This is a genomic window from Bradyrhizobium sp. BR14999 (genome assembly GCF_056106085.1).
In genome coordinates, this window is the sequence record NZ_CM148536.1 from 421,462 (window position 1) to 439,661 (window position 18,200).

At 65.2% G+C, this 18,200-nt stretch carries 14 protein-coding genes; 7 read left to right on the plus strand and 7 right to left on the minus strand.

Features of this window, described 5'->3' with window-relative positions:
* Positions 1–149 precede the first annotated feature (149 nt).
* The 3 genes from tldD to ACR9YP_RS01955 all read left to right on the plus strand — a co-directional run bounded on the left by tldD (position 150) and on the right by ACR9YP_RS01955 (position 3,048).
* Complete coding sequence (gene tldD / locus ACR9YP_RS01945; RefSeq protein ID WP_091885424.1) at positions 150–1,577, plus strand: metalloprotease TldD; 1,428 nt, start codon at positions 150–152, stop codon at positions 1,575–1,577.
* Positions 1,574–2,353 (plus strand): signal peptidase I, encoded by a 780-nt coding sequence (gene lepB / locus ACR9YP_RS01950; protein WP_091885205.1) that lies wholly within the window; start codon positions 1,574–1,576, stop codon positions 2,351–2,353. Before tldD ends, lepB begins: the two co-directional genes overlap by 4 nt.
* Before the next feature lie 128 nt (positions 2,354–2,481).
* On the plus strand, positions 2,482–3,048 hold the full coding sequence (locus tag ACR9YP_RS01955; protein WP_474218887.1) for a nucleotidyltransferase family protein: 567 nt from the start codon (positions 2,482–2,484) through the stop codon (positions 3,046–3,048).
* Positions 3,049–3,173: 125 nt separating this feature from the next.
* Here ACR9YP_RS01955 and ACR9YP_RS01960 read toward each other — a convergent pair whose 3' ends face one another.
* From ACR9YP_RS01960 to ACR9YP_RS01970, 3 genes are all read right to left on the minus strand, one after another.
* Positions 3,174–3,740, minus strand: coding sequence for a PAN domain-containing protein (locus ACR9YP_RS01960; protein ID WP_474218888.1), 567 nt, complete (start codon positions 3,738–3,740; stop codon positions 3,174–3,176).
* A 112-nt stretch (positions 3,741–3,852) separates the two neighbouring features.
* On the minus strand, positions 3,853–5,223 hold the full coding sequence (locus ACR9YP_RS01965) for a glutamate--cysteine ligase (protein WP_439358911.1): 1,371 nt from the start codon (positions 5,221–5,223) through the stop codon (positions 3,853–3,855).
* Positions 5,224–5,322: 99 nt separating this feature from the next.
* A complete protein-coding gene (locus ACR9YP_RS01970) occupies positions 5,323–5,820 on the minus strand; it encodes a MarR family winged helix-turn-helix transcriptional regulator (RefSeq protein WP_018644966.1) in 498 nt (165 codons plus the stop codon).
* Positions 5,821–5,946: 126 nt separating this feature from the next.
* Between ACR9YP_RS01970 and gstA the strand changes: the two genes are divergently transcribed.
* Positions 5,947–6,561 (plus strand): glutathione transferase GstA, encoded by a 615-nt coding sequence (gstA, locus tag ACR9YP_RS01975; protein ID WP_091885197.1) that lies wholly within the window; start codon positions 5,947–5,949, stop codon positions 6,559–6,561.
* 241 nt (positions 6,562–6,802) lie between these two features.
* Complete coding sequence (locus tag ACR9YP_RS01980) at positions 6,803–7,111, plus strand: hypothetical protein (RefSeq protein WP_370987805.1); 309 nt, start codon at positions 6,803–6,805, stop codon at positions 7,109–7,111.
* Between the two features lie 427 nt (positions 7,112–7,538).
* On the opposite strand, the gene ACR9YP_RS01985 is transcribed toward ACR9YP_RS01980, so the two are convergent.
* From ACR9YP_RS01985 to ACR9YP_RS02000, 4 genes are all read right to left on the minus strand, one after another.
* Entirely contained in the window at positions 7,539–9,752 is a 2,214-nt protein-coding gene (locus ACR9YP_RS01985) for an FAD-dependent oxidoreductase (protein ID WP_474218889.1), read from the minus strand.
* A 154-nt stretch (positions 9,753–9,906) separates the two neighbouring features.
* Positions 9,907–11,115, minus strand: a complete 1,209-nt coding sequence (locus ACR9YP_RS01990; RefSeq protein ID WP_474218890.1) for an acetyl-CoA C-acetyltransferase — start codon at positions 11,113–11,115, stop codon at positions 9,907–9,909.
* Positions 11,116–11,172: 57 nt separating this feature from the next.
* The gene (locus ACR9YP_RS01995) at positions 11,173–12,963 is read right to left on the minus strand and encodes an acyl-CoA dehydrogenase C-terminal domain-containing protein (RefSeq protein WP_438104350.1); all 1,791 of its coding nucleotides are present in this window, start codon (positions 12,961–12,963) and stop codon (positions 11,173–11,175) included.
* Positions 12,964–13,064: 101 nt separating this feature from the next.
* The gene (locus tag ACR9YP_RS02000) at positions 13,065–13,448 is read right to left on the minus strand and encodes a nuclear transport factor 2 family protein (protein WP_474218891.1); all 384 of its coding nucleotides are present in this window, start codon (positions 13,446–13,448) and stop codon (positions 13,065–13,067) included.
* 196 nt (positions 13,449–13,644) lie between these two features.
* On the opposite strand from ACR9YP_RS02000, the gene ACR9YP_RS02005 reads away from it, so the two are divergent.
* Entirely contained in the window at positions 13,645–14,232 is a 588-nt protein-coding gene (locus tag ACR9YP_RS02005; RefSeq protein WP_474218892.1) for a PadR family transcriptional regulator, read from the plus strand.
* Between the two features lie 358 nt (positions 14,233–14,590).
* Positions 14,591–17,998: a tetratricopeptide repeat protein gene (locus tag ACR9YP_RS02010; RefSeq protein ID WP_474218893.1), complete on the plus strand. Its 3,408-nt coding sequence runs from the start codon at positions 14,591–14,593 to the stop codon at positions 17,996–17,998.
* The last annotated feature ends 202 nt before the right edge of the window (positions 17,999–18,200 follow it).

An 18,200-nucleotide genomic window follows, 5' to 3' on the forward strand; every position in this document is an offset into this window, starting at 1 on the left:
TTCAGGTTCGCCGGTGATAGGCCGAAAATCCTGAAAGCCGGCTTAAGCCCGAGGCGCACCTATCGTTTCCGTAATGTGACGGCCCGCCCCTCGCGGAACCGGTCCGAAACCATTATCTTGCCCCACATCCCCCGATAATGGACGGACGCATGACCAACCCTGCCACTACCTCCCTGCTCGACCGCGCCAATCTCGACCGCGACCAGGTTCGCAACGAGGTCGCGCGCGGGCTTGCCGGCGCCGACGATGGCGAACTGTTCCTGGAGTACAGCCAGACCGAAGCGCTGATGTTCGACAATGGGCGGCTGAAGCAGGCGACCTACGACACCTCGCAGGGCTTTGGCCTGCGCGCCGTCAAGGACGATGCGGTCGGCTATGCGCATTCCTCCGACGTCTCGCTACCGGCGCTGATTCGCGCCGCTGATGCAGTCGCGGCCGTGCGCGGCGGCTATTCCGGCAGTTTTGCCGCCCCGCCAGCGCATACCAACGTGCGGCTTTACAGTGACGACAATCCGCTCGATGCACCCGGCTTCGAGACCAAAGTAAAACTGCTCGCCGAGATCGACGCCTATCTGCGCGACAAGGATCCGCGGGTGCGGCAGGTCAGCGTCAGTCTGGGTGCGACCTGGCAGGTCGTCGAGATCCTGCGACCCGACGGCGAGAGCTATCGCGACATCCGCCCGCTGGTGCGCGTCAACATCTCCGTCGTCGCCGGCCAGGGCGACCGCCAGGAGAGCGGCAGCAAGGGTTATGGCGGCCGCGCCGGCTATGCCGAGTTCATCGAGAGCAGGAGCTGGCGCGAGGCCGCCGACGGCGCGCTGCGCGAAGCGCTCGTCAACCTGGAATCGATTCCCGCCCCCGCCGGCGAAATGGACGTCGTGCTCGGCGCCGGCTGGCCCGGCGTGATGCTGCATGAAGCGGTCGGCCATGGCCTCGAGGGCGACTTCAACCGCAAGAAGACCTCGGCCTTTGCCGGCCTGATGGGCCAGCAGGTCGCGGCCAAGGGCGTCACCGTGGTTGACGACGGCACCATAGCCTCGCGCCGCGGCTCGCTCTCGATCGACGACGAGGGCACGCCGACCAATCGCACCGTGCTGATCGAGGACGGCATCCTGGTCGGCTACATGCAGGACCGCCAGAACGCGCGCCTGATGAACATGAAGCCGACCGGCAACGGCCGCCGCCAGGGCTACGCCCATGTGCCGATGCCGCGCATGACCAACACCTACATGCTCGCGGGCGAGCGCGATCCCGCCGAGATCCTCGCCTCCGTGAAGAACGGCGTGTTCGCCGCGAATTTCGGCGGCGGCCAGGTCGACATCACCTCGGGCAAATACGTGTTCCAGTGCACCGAGGCCTACAAGATCGAGAACGGCAAGCTGGGGGCGCCCCTGAAGGGCGCCATGCTGATCGGCAACGGGCCGACCGATCTGCACCGCATCCGCATGGTCGGCAACGACCTCGCGCTCGACACCGGCATCGGCACCTGCGGCAAGAATGGCCAGGGCGTGCCTGTCGGCGTCGGCCAGCCATCGCTGTTGATGGAGCGCATTACAGTAGGTGGAACGGGCGCATGAGCGTGGAAGAAAAGGTGACTGTCACCACCAAACGGAAGAGCAGCGGCTGGGGCGGGCAGCTAATGCAGCTCGCCGGCATCGTCGCCGCCGTGTTCATTGCCAAGGGCGCGCTGGCCGAACCTTTCTACGTGCCGTCGGGATCGATGGAGCCGACGCTCTTGATCGGCGATGCGCTGCTCGCCTCGAAATTCCCCTATGGCTACGGCACTTCGTCGCTGCCGATCCAGATCAACCTGCCGGAGACCGGCCGCGTCTTCGCGGAGACGCCGAAACGCGGCGACGTCGTCGTGTTCCGCTGGCCCGGTGATCGCTCGCAGGCCTGGGTCAAGCGCGTCGTCGGCTTGCCTGGCGACCGCATCCAGATGCGGCAGGGCCAGCTCTTCATCAACGACCGCCCCGCCGAGTTGAAGCCCGATGGCGTTGGAGCTGCCGAGGATGACAATGGCGGTCGCGAGCCCGCCTACCGCTATATCGAGACGCTGCCGAACGGCGTGTCGCACCTGATCTTCAAGATGCGCGACAACGGCCCGCTCGACAACACGCCGGAAGTGACGGTGCCAGCAGGCCATCTGTTCGTGCTCGGCGACAACCGCGATAACTCCGCCGACAGCCGCGTGCCGCTGCGCTCGGGCGGTGTGGGCTTGTTGCCGATCGACAATCTGGTCGGCCGCGCGGACGCCGTGCTCGGCTCCTGGGATCTCGGCATCCGCGGCCAGCCCGTGTGGACCTGGCTCTCCGGCTTCAGGCTCGCGCGGTTCTTCACCGCCGTGCATTGACTAAAGCGTAGATCGTTAGGGTGGGCAAAGCGGAAGCGTGCCCACCACTTCTGTCGCAACGTGGAGAGATGGCGGGCACGACGCGCGAAGACGCGCCTTTGCCTACGCTACGATTCCTCCGGTCTGCCATGAGCAAAGACGAATTCCTCGCTCTCGCTCTGCAAAACCCCGTCAACGCCGCGATCATCGATGAGCTCGGTCGACTCGCGCTGCCGGATGCGTGGCTGGTCGCAGGTTGCTTGGTGCAGTCGGTGTGGAACGTGCTCACGGGCCGCCCGATCGATCACGGCATCGCCGATTACGACGTGTTCTATTTCGACTCCGATACCTCGTGGGAGGCGGAGGACGCGGTGATCCGCAAGCTGAATGCGCGGCTCGCGCATCTCGCTGCCAAGGTCGAGATTCGCAACCAGGCGCGTGTGCATCTGTGGTACCCCGACAAGCATGGCCTGCCCTATCCGCCTTTGATGCGCTCGACCGACGGGATCGATCGCTTCCTCACGGAGAATACGCAGCTCGGCATCCGGCCGGCGGACGGGAATTTCGAGGTCTATGCGCCGCATGGGTTCGATGACGTCGCGAGGCTGATCGTGCGGCCCAATCGGGCGCTGAATTTTTCCGCCGCCAATTACGAGGCGAAGGCCGCGCGATGGAAGGCGTTGTGGCCGGAGCTTACGGTGATTGCGACGGAGTGAGATGCCGTAGGGTAGGCAAAGGCGCGAAGCGCCGTGCCCACCATTTGTCTTCGCTGGATAGAAGTGGTGGGCACGCTTCGCTTTGCCCACCCTACGGGACCGATGCCTCGGCTACGGCATCTTGCCTACCGCACCACGCCCGACGTAAATCCCGCCTTCCGCCGCGGCGGCTTGATTTCCTTTTTCAGGAAGCAGCGTGCCTCGCGCCCAGTGTAGCCGGGACGGGCATAGGTGAAGGCGCGGCATTTGTTGTCGGCGGTGCAGGCCGCCTTGCAGGCCTCCTCGCCTTCGCCAACCTTGAGCTCGAAATTGCGCAGGTCTCCGCCCGGACGATCGATCGAAGTTTCCACGCCCTCGATGCGCGGCTCGATCACGCCGGCGCCGCGGACGCCGGAGATACAGCAATTGCCCGGCACGCGCGCCGGCACCGTGTTCTTGAGCCAGCACACCGCCGAGCCGCCTTCGACGTCGGGATAGTTGAAGCTCCAGGAGCGGCAACGGCGGTCACGCTCGCAGAGCAGCGCACAATCCTCGGGATCGCCCGAGGTGACCGGCGTGTTGAAATAGTCGCCGCCCGGGCGGTCGAACGCCGTCTGCGCGGACGCCGGCACGCTCGGAAACGCGAGCGAAAGCAGCGCGGCGCATGCCACGACGCTTGCGATGACGCCCCCGGACAGGCGACCCTTCCCCATCGGAACAGCTTTCGAGTTATTGACGACGCTCAGGTTTTTTCAGCCGATCATTTGATGGCCGCAAACCTGTACGTGCGATGAACGCTCAGTTCCCGATCGTTAGCCTATTGGTCTAGAAAGCGTATTCCGCGTAGGCCGGTTCCACCGAACCCTTCCAGGGACCATTAAACTTGTCCAGCATCTCCTCGGCCGGCGTGCGGCCGGAATCGATGATGCGATCGAGCGGCTCCAGATGCCGGGTCTCGTCGCGGCCGAGCTGGTCGATCCGGCCGCGCCGGCGCAGGCCGGCATGTGCCAGGACGAGGCACTCCTTGGCGATCTCGAAGAGATAGCGGTCCCTAATCCGCGACTTGAAGCCGAAGCGCGGCACATCGTCGCGCAAGGCCTGACGTTCAGGCGCGCTCCAGTGCTTCACGATTTCCCAGGCGGCGTCGAGCGAGACGTCGTCGTAGAGCAGCCCGACCCAGAACGCCGGTAGCGCCGGCAACCGGCCCCACGGGCCACCGTCGGAGCCGCGCATCTCGAGATAGCGCTTGAGCCGCACCTCGGGAAAGATCGTCGAGAGATGGTTGGCCCAGTCCGACAGCGTCGGCCGCTCGCCGGGCAGATTGTTGTTGCGGCCGTCGAAGAAGGCGCGGAACGAGGAGCCCGACACGTCGATGTAGTCCTCGCCGCGCTTGACGAAATACATGGGCACGTCGAGCGCGTAGTCGACATAGCGCTCGAAACCCATGCCGTCCTCGAACGCCCACGGCATCATGCCCGAACGCGCATTGTCGGTGTCGCGCCAGATCTCGGAGCGGAAGGAGAGGAAGCCGTTCGGCTTGCCTTCGGTGAAAGGCGAGTTGGCGAACAGCGCCGTCGCGACCGGCTGAAGCGCGAGCGAGACCCGCAGCTTCTTGACCATGTCGGCTTCCGAGGAGAAGTCGAGATTGGTCTGCACCGTGCAGGTCCGATACATCATGTCGAGGCCGTATTGACCGACCTTCGGCATATAATTGGTCATGATCTTGTAGCGGCCCTTGGGCATCACCGGGATGTCCGCGCGCGACCAGGACGGCGTCATGCCGAGCCCGAGGAAGCCGATGCCGAGCGGCGTTGCGATCTCGCGCACTTGCGCCAGATGCGCCATCAGCTCGCTCTGGGTCTGGTGCACGTTCTCGACCGGCGCGCCGGAGAGCTCGAACTGTCCGCCGGGCTCGAGCGAGATGGCACCGCCGCCGGTGACGTCGTAGAGGCCGATGATGTTGCCTCTCTCCATGATCGGCTCCCAGCCGAGCAGGAGCTTCATGCCCTCGAGCAGCGCGCCAATGCCGCGCGCGCCTTCGTAAGGCACGGGTCGATGGCCTTCGAGCGTGAACGGCGTCTTCTCGTGCTCGGTCCCCAAGCGGAATTCGGACGGGTCCTTGCAGCCGGCCTCGAACCACGCGACGAGCTCGTCGCGCGATTGCAGTGGCGTCATATCGATCTGGTCTCGCGCCATATCAAACTCTAATCAAAAAAGCGCTTCGACCGAACGCGCGGGTGACGGGGAGGGTCCGCGAACCCGCCGGGCGCGCGGACGTGCTGGTTTGCCGCGCGATCATCGCGACGGTGTGCTTTCGTTGACGTTGGCGACGGGCGGCAATTTCATCTCGCCGCACGAGCAGCCCAGGCGATCGAGCAGACCACTGAGCTTGACGGCGTCGGCATCCGATAGTTTCGAACCGACATATTTCTCGATTGCGGCCGAATAAGCGCCCCACATCCGCTTCTGCAACTCGCGGCCGGCTTCCGTGATCTCGACGAACTGGCCGCGCTTGTCGATCTTGCATTCGCGCCGCGAGGCGAGGCCTTCGTCGACCAGACGGTCGATCAGCCGCGAGGTCGAGTATTGCGGGATCAGCATCTGGCGTTCGAGCTCCACCGGCCGCAGCTCGCCAGAGGGGGCGCGGGACAATTCGAGCAGCGCGTCATACCAGGCGAGCGGCGGGAACCCCGCTTTCTTCAGGTCCTGCTCGACACAGTCGAGCACGCGGCTCTGCACCCGCATCAGGCGGATCCAGGCCGAAGTTGCCTCGGTCGATGGTTTGCGTTTCATGGTCGCGCTCAAGCTCGTCGCCCGCTCTTTACCTCACTCGATGCACCTGCATCAATCTTGACTATTTCATGCAAGCGCATGTAGTCGTTCTTTCGCCCCCACCAAGCGTCACGAGAAGGAAATTCCATGAAACTGTACTATTCGCCCGGCGCCTGCTCCCTGTCCCCCCATATCGCGCTCCTGGAAGCCGGCCTGCCCTATGAGCTGGTCAAGGTCGATATCCGAGCCAAGAAGCTCGAAAATGGCGAGGATTATCTGAAGCTGAACCCCAAGGGCCAGGTTCCTGCGCTGGGCCTCGATAGCGGTGAGATCGTGACCGAAGGCCCCGTGATTGTCCAGATGATCGCCGATCAGGCATCAAGCAAAGCGCTGGCCCCCGCCCGCGACAGTTCCGAGCGCTACAAGCTGCTCGAATGGCTCAACTTCCTCACCTCGGAGGTGCACAAGAGCTTTGGCCCGCTGTTCGCCCCGGCGCTGAACGACGAGGCCAAGGCCTTCTTCAGGGATCGCGTCATGGGCAAGCTGAAATATATCGACAGCCAGCTCGCCGGCCGCGACTACCTCATGGGCAAGCAGTTCACGGTTGCCGACGGCTATCTCTTCACGATGCTGACCTGGGGCGACCGGATGAAGTTCGACCTCTCGGCGATGCCCAACCTGACCGCCTACAAGGCCCGCGTCGCGGCGCGGCCGCAGGTGCAGGAAGCGCTGAAGAAGGAAGGATTGGTCCAGGCAGCGTAAGTCCAGACCACAACAGGCGAGATGATAAAGAGCCGGATCGATGATCCGGCTCTTTTACTTGAACCGCTCGGGGAAACCCGGAGGTTCGAGATATCTCGATATCAATTTTACGAGCATTGTCGGAGTTAACAATAACTCCGCCTTGCGTGCTCGGCGGAGGTCACCATCCTTGTGAGAGCAATCCGGTTGGCTCTACTTCAGCTAGGGCCCGCGATGCGGGCCCCCGAACTGGGAAGCTCTCGTGACAACCGTACTCCTCCTCTTGCTCGCGAGTGCAATCACTGGGTTAGCGACGGGGCTATTCTTCCGAGTCTGGGCTTTGTCGCTGGTCTCGCCGGCGACCGCGATCCTTGCCGCAACCGTCCTTCAGACCTCAGGCTTCGGATTTTGGACCGGCATTCCGATCGTCGTCGGCTGTCTTGTTACCGGCCAGCTTGCCTATCTGGCGGCAACGTTCCACCTGCACAGAGGGAAGCTCTCAGTGCAGGACGAGATCGACGGCGAACCAGGCGAGCATCGCCATCGCCATATCGAAGAAGAGAACGAGTAGGGCCAGGCCGGACCACGAGGGAATTTTTCTGCGCCGCCGCAGGAGCCCGCGGCGCGGCCACAGCCGACCCACCAGAAAAAGGGGCGCGTGTCTTATCGCAACGCCGGCTGCGCTGTCTTGGGACACCGTCGGGATCATTGCGGGACACCTTCAATGCTAATGGTCATCCGGTGATTCATTAGCAAGAGCGGTGCCAGGGCGGAGCGAGTGTGGCTGGGATTTGAAGCGGCGCCGGTGACCCGATATCGGGCCGCGCATTCTCGCCGTCGGCGACGGAAAATAAAAAAGGCCGGATCGATGATCTGGCCTTTTGTTTCTGCGCAGTCTGCGTAGCCCGGATGGAGCGAAGCGTAATCCGGGTAACTCCAGCATCCCAGGAGATGCTGTCCCGGATCTCGCTTTCGCTCCATCCGGGCTACTAGCTCTCTTAGGCCGCCGCCTTCTTCGGCGCGAAGCGGCCGTAGAAGGTTTCTCCCTTCGCCGCCATCTCTTCCAGCAACTTCGGCGGGGTGAAGCGCGAGCCGTATTTGGCCTCTAACTTGTGGCAGAGCTCGACGAACTTCTTCGTGCCCATGAAGTCGATGTAGGACAGCGTACCGCCGGTGAACGGCGCGAAGCCGAAGCCGAGGATCGAGCCGACGTCGGCCTCGCGCGGATCGGTGATGACGTGGTCCTCGACCGTGCGCGCGGCTTCCACCGCCTGCACCACCAGGAAGCGCTGCTTCAGCTCCTCGACGTCGAGCGTATCAGGGTCGAGCTGCTTCGGCTGCAACGCCGACAGGCCTGGCCACAGGCTCTTCTGACCCTTGCCCTTCTCAGGATAGTCGTAGAAGCCCTTGCTGTTCTTGCGGCCGAGCCGGCCTTGCTTCTCGACCATCTCGACCATCAGCTTCTTCTGGTCGGGGTTGATGGCGTTGGGGCCGAGATCGGCTTCCGTCGCCTTCATGATCTTGAGGCCGAGGTCGAGCGCGACTTCGTCCGACAGCGAGAGCGGGCCGACCGGCATGCCGGCCATCTTGGCACAGTTCTCGATCATCGCCGGCGGCACGCCTTCGAGGAACATCTCGTTGCCTTCGGCGACGTAGCGGCCGACGCAGCGGTTGGCGAAGAAGCCGCGGCTGTCGTTGACGACGATCGGCGTCTTGCCGATCTGCCGGACATAATCGAGCGCGGTCGCGAGCGCGACGTCGCCGGTGTTCTTGCCGAGGATGATCTCGACCAGCATCATCTTCTCGACCGGCGAGAAGAAGTGGATGCCGACGAACTTGCCCTGGTCCTTGAAGCTCTCGGCCAGCGAGGTGATCGGCAGCGTCGACGTGTTGGACGCGAAGATCACATCCGGCTTCAGGTACTCCTGCGCCTTGGCAAAGGTCTCCGCCTTGACCTTGCGGTCCTCGAACACGGCCTCGATGACGAGGTCGACGTCCCTCAGCGCGGCATAGTCCGCCGTCGCCGTGATGCGCGCGCGCAGCGCTTCGGCATCGCCAGGCTTGGCGCGGCCTTTCTTGATCTGCTCCTCGATCACCTTCTGCGCATGCGCCTTGCCCTTGTCGGCGCTCTCCTGGTCGCGGTCGATCAGAACGACGTCGAGGCCGGCACGGGCCGAGACGTAGCCGACGCTCGCGCCCATGAAGCCGGCGCCGATCACGGCGATCTTCTTCACCTTGGTGGGCGGCACGTTCTTCGGACGGCGGGCGCCCTTGTTCAATTCCTGCATCGACAGGAACAGGCTGCGGATCATTGCAGCCGCTTCCTTCGAGCGCAGCACCGAGGTGAAATAGCGGGACTCCACGCGAAGCGCGGCGTCGATCGGCAGCTGGAGGCCTTCATAGACACAGCTCATGATCGCGCGCGCGGCCGGATAATTGTCGTAGGTCTCGCGGCGATAGATGGCGTTGCCGGCGGGGAACATCATCATGCCGGCCTTGGAGAACACCGGACCGCCGGGGAGCTTGAAACCCTTCTCGTCCCAGGGCGCGACCGCCTTGCCGCCGCCCTTGATCCAGTCCTTGGCCGCCTTGATGAGATCGGCGGCGGGAACGATGGCGTGGATCAGGTTCAGCGCCTTCGCTTTCTCCACCGTGACCGGATCACCCTTGAGCAGGATCGTCATCGCGTCCTGCGGCGGCACCAGACGCGGCACGCGTTGCGTACCGCCGGCGCCGGGGAATAGGCCAACCTTGACCTCGGGCAGGCCGAGGCGGGTCTTGGGATTCTCCGCGGCCACGCGATAATGGCAGCATAGCGTGATCTCAAACCCGCCGCCGAGCGCGAGGCCGTTGATCGCGGCCGCCCATGGCTTGCCGGAGGTTTCGATCGAGCGCAGCACCTGCGAGAAGCGGCGGCTCTGGTCGAACAGCATCTGGTTCGCCGCGGTCTCGCCCTGCTCCTTGAAGAGCTTTGCGTAGGCCTGGTTCATGCCTTCGAGCATCGAGAGGTCGGCGCCGGCGCAGAATGCTTCTTTCGCCGAGGTGATGACGACGCCCTTCACCGCAGCGTCTGCCGTGGTCGCCTTGACGATGGCGTCGAGCTCGCTGGTCGAAGTCTCGTCGAGCACGTTCATCGAACGGCCCGGGATGTCCCAGGTGACGAGCGCGATGCCGTCGGAATCGGTCTCAACCCTAAAGTTCTTGTACGACATGTTGGTTGCTCCTCGGTGCCGCAGCCGATGCCAGGCGCGGCGGTTGACTTAAGGTCTCGTAGGGTGGGCAAAGGCGCCTTTGCGCCGTGCCCACCATTTTCGCGGAGACAGCAGTGGTGGGCACGCTTCGCTTTGCCCACCCTACGGCAGCTCGTTACACCCGCTCGATGATGGTCGCGGTGCCCATGCCGCCGCCGATGCACAGCGTCACCAGCGCAGTGGACTTGTTGGTGCGCTCGAGCTCATCGAGCACGGTGCCGAGGATCATCGCGCCGGTCGCCCCGAGCGGATGGCCGAGCGCGATCGCGCCGCCATTGACGTTGATCTTGGCGTTGTCGATGTCGAAGGCCTGGATGTAGCGCAGCACGACCGAGGCGAAGGCCTCGTTGAGCTCGAACAGGTCGATGTCCGACTTCTTCATGCCGAAACGCGCAAAGAGCTTCTCGGTGACGTCGACCGGACCGGTCAGCATCATCGCCGGCTCCGAGCCGATATTGGCGAAGGCGCGGATTTTTGCACGCGGCTTCATGCCGTATTTCGCGCCTGCCTCCTTGCTGCCGAGCAGAACGGCGCCGGCGCCGTCGACGATGCCCGAGGAGTTGCCGGCGTGGTGCACGTAGTTGACGCGCTCGATCTCGGGGTGCGACTGCAGCGCGACGCCATCGAAGCCGCCCATCTGCGCCATCATCGTGAACGCGGGCTGGAGCTGCGCCAGCGACTGCATCGTCGTCGAGGGGCGCATGTGCTCGTCCTTGGCGAGGATGGTGAGGCCGTTGATGTCCTTCACTGGCACCACGGACTTGTTGAAGCGGCCCTCATCCCAGGCCTGAGCCGCGCGCTGCTGGCTCTGCACCGCGTAGGCATCGACGTCGTCACGCGAGAAACCGTATTTGGTGGCGATCAGATCGGCGGAAACGCCCTGCGGCATGAAGTAGGCCGGCACCGCCATCGAGGGATCCATCGGCCAGGCGCCGCCGGAGGCGCCGATACCGACGCGGCTCATGGATTCGGCGCCGCCGCCGATCACCAGCTCATGCTGGCCGCTCATCACCTGCGCGGCGGCAAAGTTCACGGCGTCGAGACCTGAGGCACAGAAGCGGCTGATCTGCACGCCGGGCACGGCGTCGCCGAGACCGGACTTGAGCGCAGCAAAGCGCGCGATGTCGGAGCCCGCCTCGCCGACGGGATCGACCACGCCGAGCACGACGTCATCGACGGAATCCTTGGGCAGGTTGTTGCGATCCTTCAGCGCCTTCAACGGCACGGTGGCGAGCGCGAGCGCCGTGACTTCGTGCAGCGCACCGTCCGCCTTGCCGCGGCCGCGCGGGGTGCGAACGTGGTCGTAGATGAATGCCTCAGGCATGACGCCCTCCTGGTGTGATGTTTCGAGAACGATTGGGAGCGGGCAGCGGTAGCAGGCTCAGAACGCTTCCGCCGGCAATTCCATGATGGTGGCGCAGCCGGCCTGGATGCGCGCGAGATTGGCGGCGGTCTCCGGCAGCATCCGCTCCATGAAGAAGCGGCCGGTGACGAGCTTGGTCGAGAGATAGGGCGTCGCCCCGCTCTCGGCAATCTTCGCCTGCGTCACCTTGGCCATCTTCGCCCACATGTAGCCGAGCGCAACGAAGCCGAAGAGATGCAGGTAATCGGTTGCGGCAGCGCCCGCATTGTCCGGCTTCGCCATCGCGTTCTGCATCAGCCAGGTGGTGGCCTGCTGGAGATGGCCGAGCGAGGTCGAGAGCGGGGTGATGAAGGGTTTTAGCGCCTCGTCGCCGCCGTTCTCCTTGGCGAAGGCCATGACCTCGCCGAAGAAGGCCATGATGGCGCGGCCGCCGTCGCGCGGCAGCTTGCGGCCGACGAGGTCGAGCGCCTGGATGCCGTTGGCGCCTTCATAGATCATCGCGATGCGCGCATCGCGCACGAACTGCTCCATGCCCTGCTCGGCGATGTAGCCGTGGCCGCCATACATCTGCTGCGCCTGCACCGCATTGGCAAAGCCGTAATCGGTGAGGAAGCCCTTCAACACCGGGGTCATCAGACCCATGTGATCGTCGGCGGCCTGGCGGTCCTTGGGATCCTCGGAGCGATGGGCGACGTCGCTCTTCAGTGCGGTCCAGATCACGAAGGCGCGCGCGGCCTCGTTGAAGGCGCGGATCGAGAGCAGCGTGCGACGCACGTCGGGATGCACGATGATCGGATCGGCTTGCTTGTCCGGCGCCTTGGCGCCGGTGAGTGCGCGACCCTGGATGCGCTCGCGGGCATAGGCGACTGCGTTCTGATAGGCGACCTCGGACTGCGCGAGGCCCTGCACGGCGACGCCGAGGCGAGCCTCGTTCATCATCACGAACATGCCCTGCATGCCCTTGTTCTCTTCGCCGATCAGCCAGCCGGTGGCGTTGTCGTAGTTCATCACGCAGGTGGAATTGCCGTGGATGCCCATCTTGTGCTCGATCGAGCCGCAAACCACGCCATTGCGCTGCCCGACCGAACCATCGGCATTGACCAGGAATTTCGGCACCACGAACAGCGACACGCCCTTGATGCCGGCGGGCGCGCCCTCGATGCGGGCGAGCACGAGGTGGATGATGTTGGAGGCGAGGTCATGCTCGCCGGCCGAGATGAAGATCTTGGTGCCCGTGATCTTGAAGCTGCCGTCGGCCTGGCGCACCGCCTTGGTGCGCAGCATGCCGAGATCGGTGCCGCAATGCGGCTCGGTCAGGTTCATGGTGCCGGTCCATTCGCCGGCGACCATTTTCGGCACGTAGATCTGCTTCTGTTCGGGCGTGCCGTGCACCAGCAATGCCGCGGTCGCGCCCATGGTGAGGCCGCCATACATCGAGAACGCCATGTTGGCGGAGATCTGGAATTCGTTGACTGCCTGGCTCAGCGTCACCGGCAAGCCCTGGCCACCATATTCCGTCGGCGCCGACAGACCGAGCCAGCCGCCCTCGACGACCTGCTTGAAGGCGTCCTTAAAACCCTTCGGCGTGGTGACGCTGCCGTCCTCAGTGCGCTTGCAGCCTTCGAGATCGCCGACGCGATTGAGCGGCTGCAGCACCTCTTCGGCGAGCTTGGCAGCTTCGCCGAGGATCGCCTCGCGCACGTCGCTCGACGCGTCCGAGAAGCCCGGCAGATTGTCGTAGCGATCGATCTGGAAGACGTCGTTGAGCAGGAAATTCACGTCTTCGACAGGGGCTTTATAGATCGGCATGGCGTTCTCCCGGCATGGGGCTTGAAGTGGCGATGTTGACGTGATTCCTGCGGCGGAGCCTTGCCCGCGAGCTTAGCGGGTTCCGCAACCTCAGGGCAGTGTCATGATTGGGCGGCAAGCTGCTCCGCCATCAGGCGATGCAGCATGTTGATGGCCTTGAGCGGACGCACCATCACCTTGAAATGGGTGATGCGTCCTTCGCTATCGAAGCTGATGATGTCGACACCGTTGATCTCGATGCCGTCGATGATGGTCTTGAATTCGAGCACGGCGCCATTGTCGCTGCGCCATTCACCGACATAGGTGAAGCCGGGGCCGCCGAGCACCTTCTCGGCGCTGGAGAGGTATTTGAAGGTGATGTCGCGCCCGCGCTGCGTCGAATGGACGACGGGGCTTTCGAACACGGCATCCGGGTGCAGAAGGTCCCAGAGCGCGGCGCGGTCATGAGACTTCATGTAGGCGTACCAGGAATCGAGGCCGGTCATTCTCAGGTGCCTCCCTAGGGCAAGGGCATAAATGCGAAAACAACCCCATGCACAGTAGCGAGAAGGTTGATTCCGCTGGATTTTCAGTCGGGGTCTTGGGCCCCGTCCGCAAGCTGCCTCATATGCACATTGACGCATATGCGCCGATGCGCATAAAGTCAAGCAGGTTGGTCAGACCTAAGAAGGGAGGCCGCTCATGGCGCTCGGCGACGCAATCCTCGCATGCCTGACGGAACGTCCGATGACGGGCTACGAGCTCGCCAAGACGTTCGATTCTTCGATCGGCTTCTTCTGGAAGGCCGACCACCAGCAGATCTACCGCGAGCTCTCCAAGCTGCGTGACCGCGGCTACATCCAGGGCCGCGAGGTCGTGCAGACAGGCAAGCCGAACAAGCTGGTTTATACGCTCACCCCCGAGGGCAGAACAGCGCTGCGGCACTGGGCCGCGCGCCCCAGCACGCCGGCTTCGACCAAGGACGACCTGTTGGTCCGCCTCCATGCGCTCGACAGCATCGACATCGAGCCGCTGCGCACCGATCTGATGGCCCGGCTGGAGCACCACCGCGACCGCCACGCCAATTACGAGCGCATCCTGAAGAAGCGTTTTCCGGACGGCACGGCGGAGGGCAGGCTCGATCTCGGCAATCTGCTCCTGCTCCGCTTAGGGGCCCGGCACGAGCAGATGGTGGCCGATTTCTGCGAGGAGGCGCTGGAGGCGCTGTCGGCGATGAGCGGCAAGGCCACGGTGGTGCCGCTGGAGGACGGCAAACGCGAGAAGGGCTGAGGGCTGGCGAGCCTCGAACTCTCACCACCGTCTCCACTGTCATCGCCCGCGAAAGCGGGCGATCCAGTATTCCAGAGGCGGCGCGGCTGGAATTGAGAAGCCGCGGTGTACTGGATGCCCCGCGTTCGCGGAGCATGACACCGGTTGTTTGGCGACCGGACGGGCGCCACAACCAACACCCCCGCCCAACTTTAAGACACCCGCGCCGGCGTTCCTTAACTCGTTATTTACCGTAACAGGAAAAAGTCGGTTTTCGAGGCAGACGACCTGCGCCAAATTCGGTTGTGTTTACAACCGGGCACGCGTGGGGAGGCTGGAGGCGCCGGGTGGGGCGCCGGAGTCGGAACCGGACAGAGTCATGAATTCGCGCGTATCGTGGAGTGTTGACGGCATCGATCCCTCCGTCCGGGAGCGGGCCGAAGCTGCTGCGCGCAGAGCCGGCATGTCACTCAACGATTGGCTGAACTCCACGCTCGGCGAGACAGCGCCACCGAACTTTCGCGGACCGTACGACCAGCGTCCGCACCACATCCCGCAAGGACCGAGCCAGGAAAGCCGCGAAGTCGCCGACATCCATCAGCGGCTAGACGCGATCACCCAGCAGATCGAACGGATTTCAAAGCCCGCCCAGCGCCAGGATACTTCGCGGCAGGACATGTCGCGCGAGCAGGGCGTCGCGCGCCAGCTCAATGATGCGATCTCGCGGCTCGATGCGCGGCTGTCGCAGATCTCGAAGCCGCAGCCGCAGCAGCCTCAGGCCCAGCGGCCGGCACCGCCACCGGTCGAGACGCGCCAACGCCAGGCCGATGCGGTCGAGCGCGCGGCAGCCCAGGTCTATCGCAATTCGCCGCCCTTAAGCCCCGCGTCCTTCGACGTCGCGGTCGCCGAGATCACGGCGCGGCAGAGCGAGCTCGACGGCTTTACGCCCAGGCAGATGCCGCCACGCGCCGCGCCGTCGATTGCGCCGATGGCGGCGCCACCCGCCCCCGCCTACGCGCCGCCGCCCCCGCAGCCGGGGCCGGATTTCTCGTCGCTCGAGCGCCATCTGCTCAAGATCACGAGCCAGATCGAGTCGCTCCAGCGCCCTGACAATACCGAGCAGGCGATCACCGCCTTCCGCAGCGAGCTTGCCGAGATCCGCCACGCCATCACCGAGGCGATGCCGCGGCGCGCGATCGAATCGATCGAGAACGAGATCCGCTCGCTGCACCGTCGCATCGACGAGACCCGCTCCAACGGCACCGACGGCCAGGTTCTCTCCGGCATCGAGCGCGCGCTGTCCGACATCAAGCAGGTGCTGCGCACGCTGACCCCGGCCGAGCAGCTCACCGGCTATGACGAGGCGATCCGCAATCTCGGCGCCAAGCTCGATCTGATCCTGCGCGCCAATGACGATCCCTCGACGGTGCGCCAGCTCGAAGACGCGATCTCGGCGCTGCGCAGCATCGTCTCCAACGTCGCCTCCAACGAAGCGCTGGCGCGTCTGTCCGAAGACGTGCAGCTGCTGTCGTCCAAGGTCGACCAGATCACCCGCGCCTCCGGCCCCAGTGACAGCTTTGCGGTGCTGGAGCAGCGCATCGCGGCGCTCACCGCGGCGCTCGAGACGCGCGAGCGGCCGCACCCGGCCGAGAGCACCGAGCATCTGGAAGCTGCGATCCGCGCGCTGTCGGACCGCTTCGACCGCATGCAGGTCGGCAACGACTCGGCCTCGACCTTCGCCCATCTCGAGCAGCGCGTCTCGTATCTGCTGGAGCGGATCGAGGCCGCCTCCGACCCGCGCAGCGGCAATCTAAGCCGCGTCGAGGACGGGCTGCACGACATCCTCAGGCACCTGGAACGGCAGCAGGCGACCTATTCCGCGCTGGCCGAGAGCCGCAATTCGGCGCTGCCTGCCGATTCGGGCGTGGTCGATCTCGTCAAGCGCGAGCTCTCCGACATCCGCTTCAGCCAGGCCGAGACCAACCGGCACACGCAGGATTCGCTCGAAGCCGTTCACAACACGCTCGGTCATGTCGTCGACCGCCTCTCCATGATCGAGGGCGATCTGCGCGCGGTGCGCACCGCGCCGCCCGCCCCTGCGCCGCGGATGCCCATGGCTGCTCCGATGGAGCCCGCCCCGATGGAGCCCGCGCCGATGGCGCGCGAGCCGCGGCCGCCGCAGCAACAGCAGCCGAAATACGATCCGAAGCCGGAGCTTCCGAACCCGGCCGCCGCGCAAGCAGCGCAGGCCGCTTTCGTCGCCGCGCCGCGCGAATTCCATGCCGCTGCCCCCGCCGCGCCACCGTCGGTGCCGGCGGCACCGCAAGTCACATCACCTTTACCGCCGCGTGCGATCAGCGAAATCCTGGAGCCGCACACCGCGCCTGCGCGGGCTGCGCTGGCGCCGGAATTGCCGCCGGATCATCCGCTCGAGCCGGGCACCCGGCCGGGTGGCCGCGCCGCCACGCCGTCGGAGCGCATCGCCGCATCCGAGAGTGCGATCAGTGGAATTCCCACTGCTCCGAAAGAGCCGGTGTCGTCGTCGAGCTTCATCGCCGCTGCGCGCCGCGCCGCCCAGGCCGCCGCCGCGCAGCCGGAAAAGACCGGCCGCGCCGCCAAGGCCGGGGCTGATCGCTCCAAGGACAAGGGCAAGGACGGCGGCTCGACCATCACCGCGAAGATCCGCTCGCTGCTGGTCGGCGCGAGCGTGGTCGTGATCGTGCTCGGCACCTTCAAGATGGCGATGAACCTGCTCGAAGGCGGCAGCGTGCCGCCAGCGCCGCAGGCCATGGAGAATACGTCGAGCCAGCCCACCCCGCTGGCTCCCCCGCCCCCGATCGAGAGCAAGCCCGCTACGCCCGAGCAGGTCACGCCGTCGATGACCTCGCCGACGCCGATCGGACGACAATCCCAGAACAATGCTGCGCCGGCCGCCAATCCGGGCAGCTCGGCCTCGGTCGAAATCCCGTCCGCACCTGCCGTGGCCCCGCCGCCACCTGCCTCCAGCGACGTCACCGGCGCGCTGTCGGGCACGAGCCGCGCCAAGCTCGGCCTCATCCAGGTGCCGCCGAGCGAGAAGCTGCCTGACGGCATCGGCGGGCCGGGCCTGCGCACCGCCGCGATGAAGGGCGATGCGACCGCGGCCTACGAGATCGGCGTGCGCTTTGCCGAGGGCAAGGGCGTGGCTACGAACTACGATGAAGCCGCCAAATGGTACGACCGCGCGGCGCAGGCCGGCGTCGTGCCCGCGACCTTCCGCCTCGGCACGCTCTACGAGAAGGGCCTTGGCGTGAAGAAGGACGCCGACATCGCCCGCCGCTACTACACGCAGGCCGCCGAGCGCGGCAACGCCAAGGCGATGCACAATCTCGCGGTGCTTGATGCCGATGGCGGCGGACGCGGCGCCAATTACAAGAGCGCAGCGCAGTGGTTCCGCAAAGCCGCCGACCGCGGCGTCGCCGACAGCCAGTTCAACCTCGGCATCCTCTATGCCCGCGGCATCGGCGTCGAGCAGAACCTCGCCGAATCCTACAAATGGTTCAGCTTGGCGGCAGCCCAGGGCGATGCGGATGCGGCGGGCAAGCGCGACGACGTCGCCAAGCGGCTCGATCCGCAATCGCTCGCCGCAGCCAAGCTCGCGATCCAGACTTTTAGCGCCGAGCCGCAGCCCGACGATGCCGTCAATGTCGCGACGCCCGCCGGCGGCTGGGACAGCGCGCCGCAGGCGAGCGCCAAGCCCGCACCGAAGCCGGTCGCGACCAAGCGCTCGGCCTCGGCGGCGCATTAAAGACGAATAGCTTTAAGTCAAACCAATCGGCCCACGGGCTCGGTGCACCTCTCCCGCTTGCGGGAGAGGTCGGCGCGTGCCGGGCGATGCGAAGCATCGTCCCGCGCGCCGGGTGAGGGCTTTATCCTCTGGGGGAGTCCCACTGCGGAGACACCCTCTCCCCAACCCTCCCCCACACGCGGGGGAGGGAGCGCACCTCCGT

What these genes read in the sequence shown, in the direction of transcription:
- tldD (WP_091885424.1), top strand. Translation starts at nt 150, where the DNA reads ATGACCAACCCTGCCACTACCTCCCTGCTCGACCGCGCCAATCTCGAC.
- lepB (WP_091885205.1), top strand. Translation starts at nt 1,574, where the DNA reads ATGAGCGTGGAAGAAAAGGTGACTGTCACCACCAAACGGAAGAGCAGC.
- ACR9YP_RS01955 (WP_474218887.1), top strand. Translation starts at nt 2,482, where the DNA reads ATGAGCAAAGACGAATTCCTCGCTCTCGCTCTGCAAAACCCCGTCAAC.
- ACR9YP_RS01960 (WP_474218888.1), bottom strand. Translation starts at nt 3,740, where the DNA reads ATGGGGAAGGGTCGCCTGTCCGGGGGCGTCATCGCAAGCGTCGTGGCA.
- ACR9YP_RS01965 (WP_439358911.1), bottom strand. Translation starts at nt 5,223, where the DNA reads ATGGCGCGAGACCAGATCGATATGACGCCACTGCAATCGCGCGACGAG.
- ACR9YP_RS01970 (WP_018644966.1), bottom strand. Translation starts at nt 5,820, where the DNA reads ATGAAACGCAAACCATCGACCGAGGCAACTTCGGCCTGGATCCGCCTG.
- gstA (WP_091885197.1), top strand. Translation starts at nt 5,947, where the DNA reads ATGAAACTGTACTATTCGCCCGGCGCCTGCTCCCTGTCCCCCCATATC.
- ACR9YP_RS01985 (WP_474218889.1), bottom strand. Translation starts at nt 9,752, where the DNA reads ATGTCGTACAAGAACTTTAGGGTTGAGACCGATTCCGACGGCATCGCG.
- ACR9YP_RS01990 (WP_474218890.1), bottom strand. Translation starts at nt 11,115, where the DNA reads ATGCCTGAGGCATTCATCTACGACCACGTTCGCACCCCGCGCGGCCGC.
- ACR9YP_RS01995 (WP_438104350.1), bottom strand. Translation starts at nt 12,963, where the DNA reads ATGCCGATCTATAAAGCCCCTGTCGAAGACGTGAATTTCCTGCTCAAC.
- ACR9YP_RS02000 (WP_474218891.1), bottom strand. Translation starts at nt 13,448, where the DNA reads ATGACCGGCCTCGATTCCTGGTACGCCTACATGAAGTCTCATGACCGC.
- ACR9YP_RS02005 (WP_474218892.1), top strand. Translation starts at nt 13,645, where the DNA reads ATGGCGCTCGGCGACGCAATCCTCGCATGCCTGACGGAACGTCCGATG.
- ACR9YP_RS02010 (WP_474218893.1), top strand. Translation starts at nt 14,591, where the DNA reads ATGAATTCGCGCGTATCGTGGAGTGTTGACGGCATCGATCCCTCCGTC.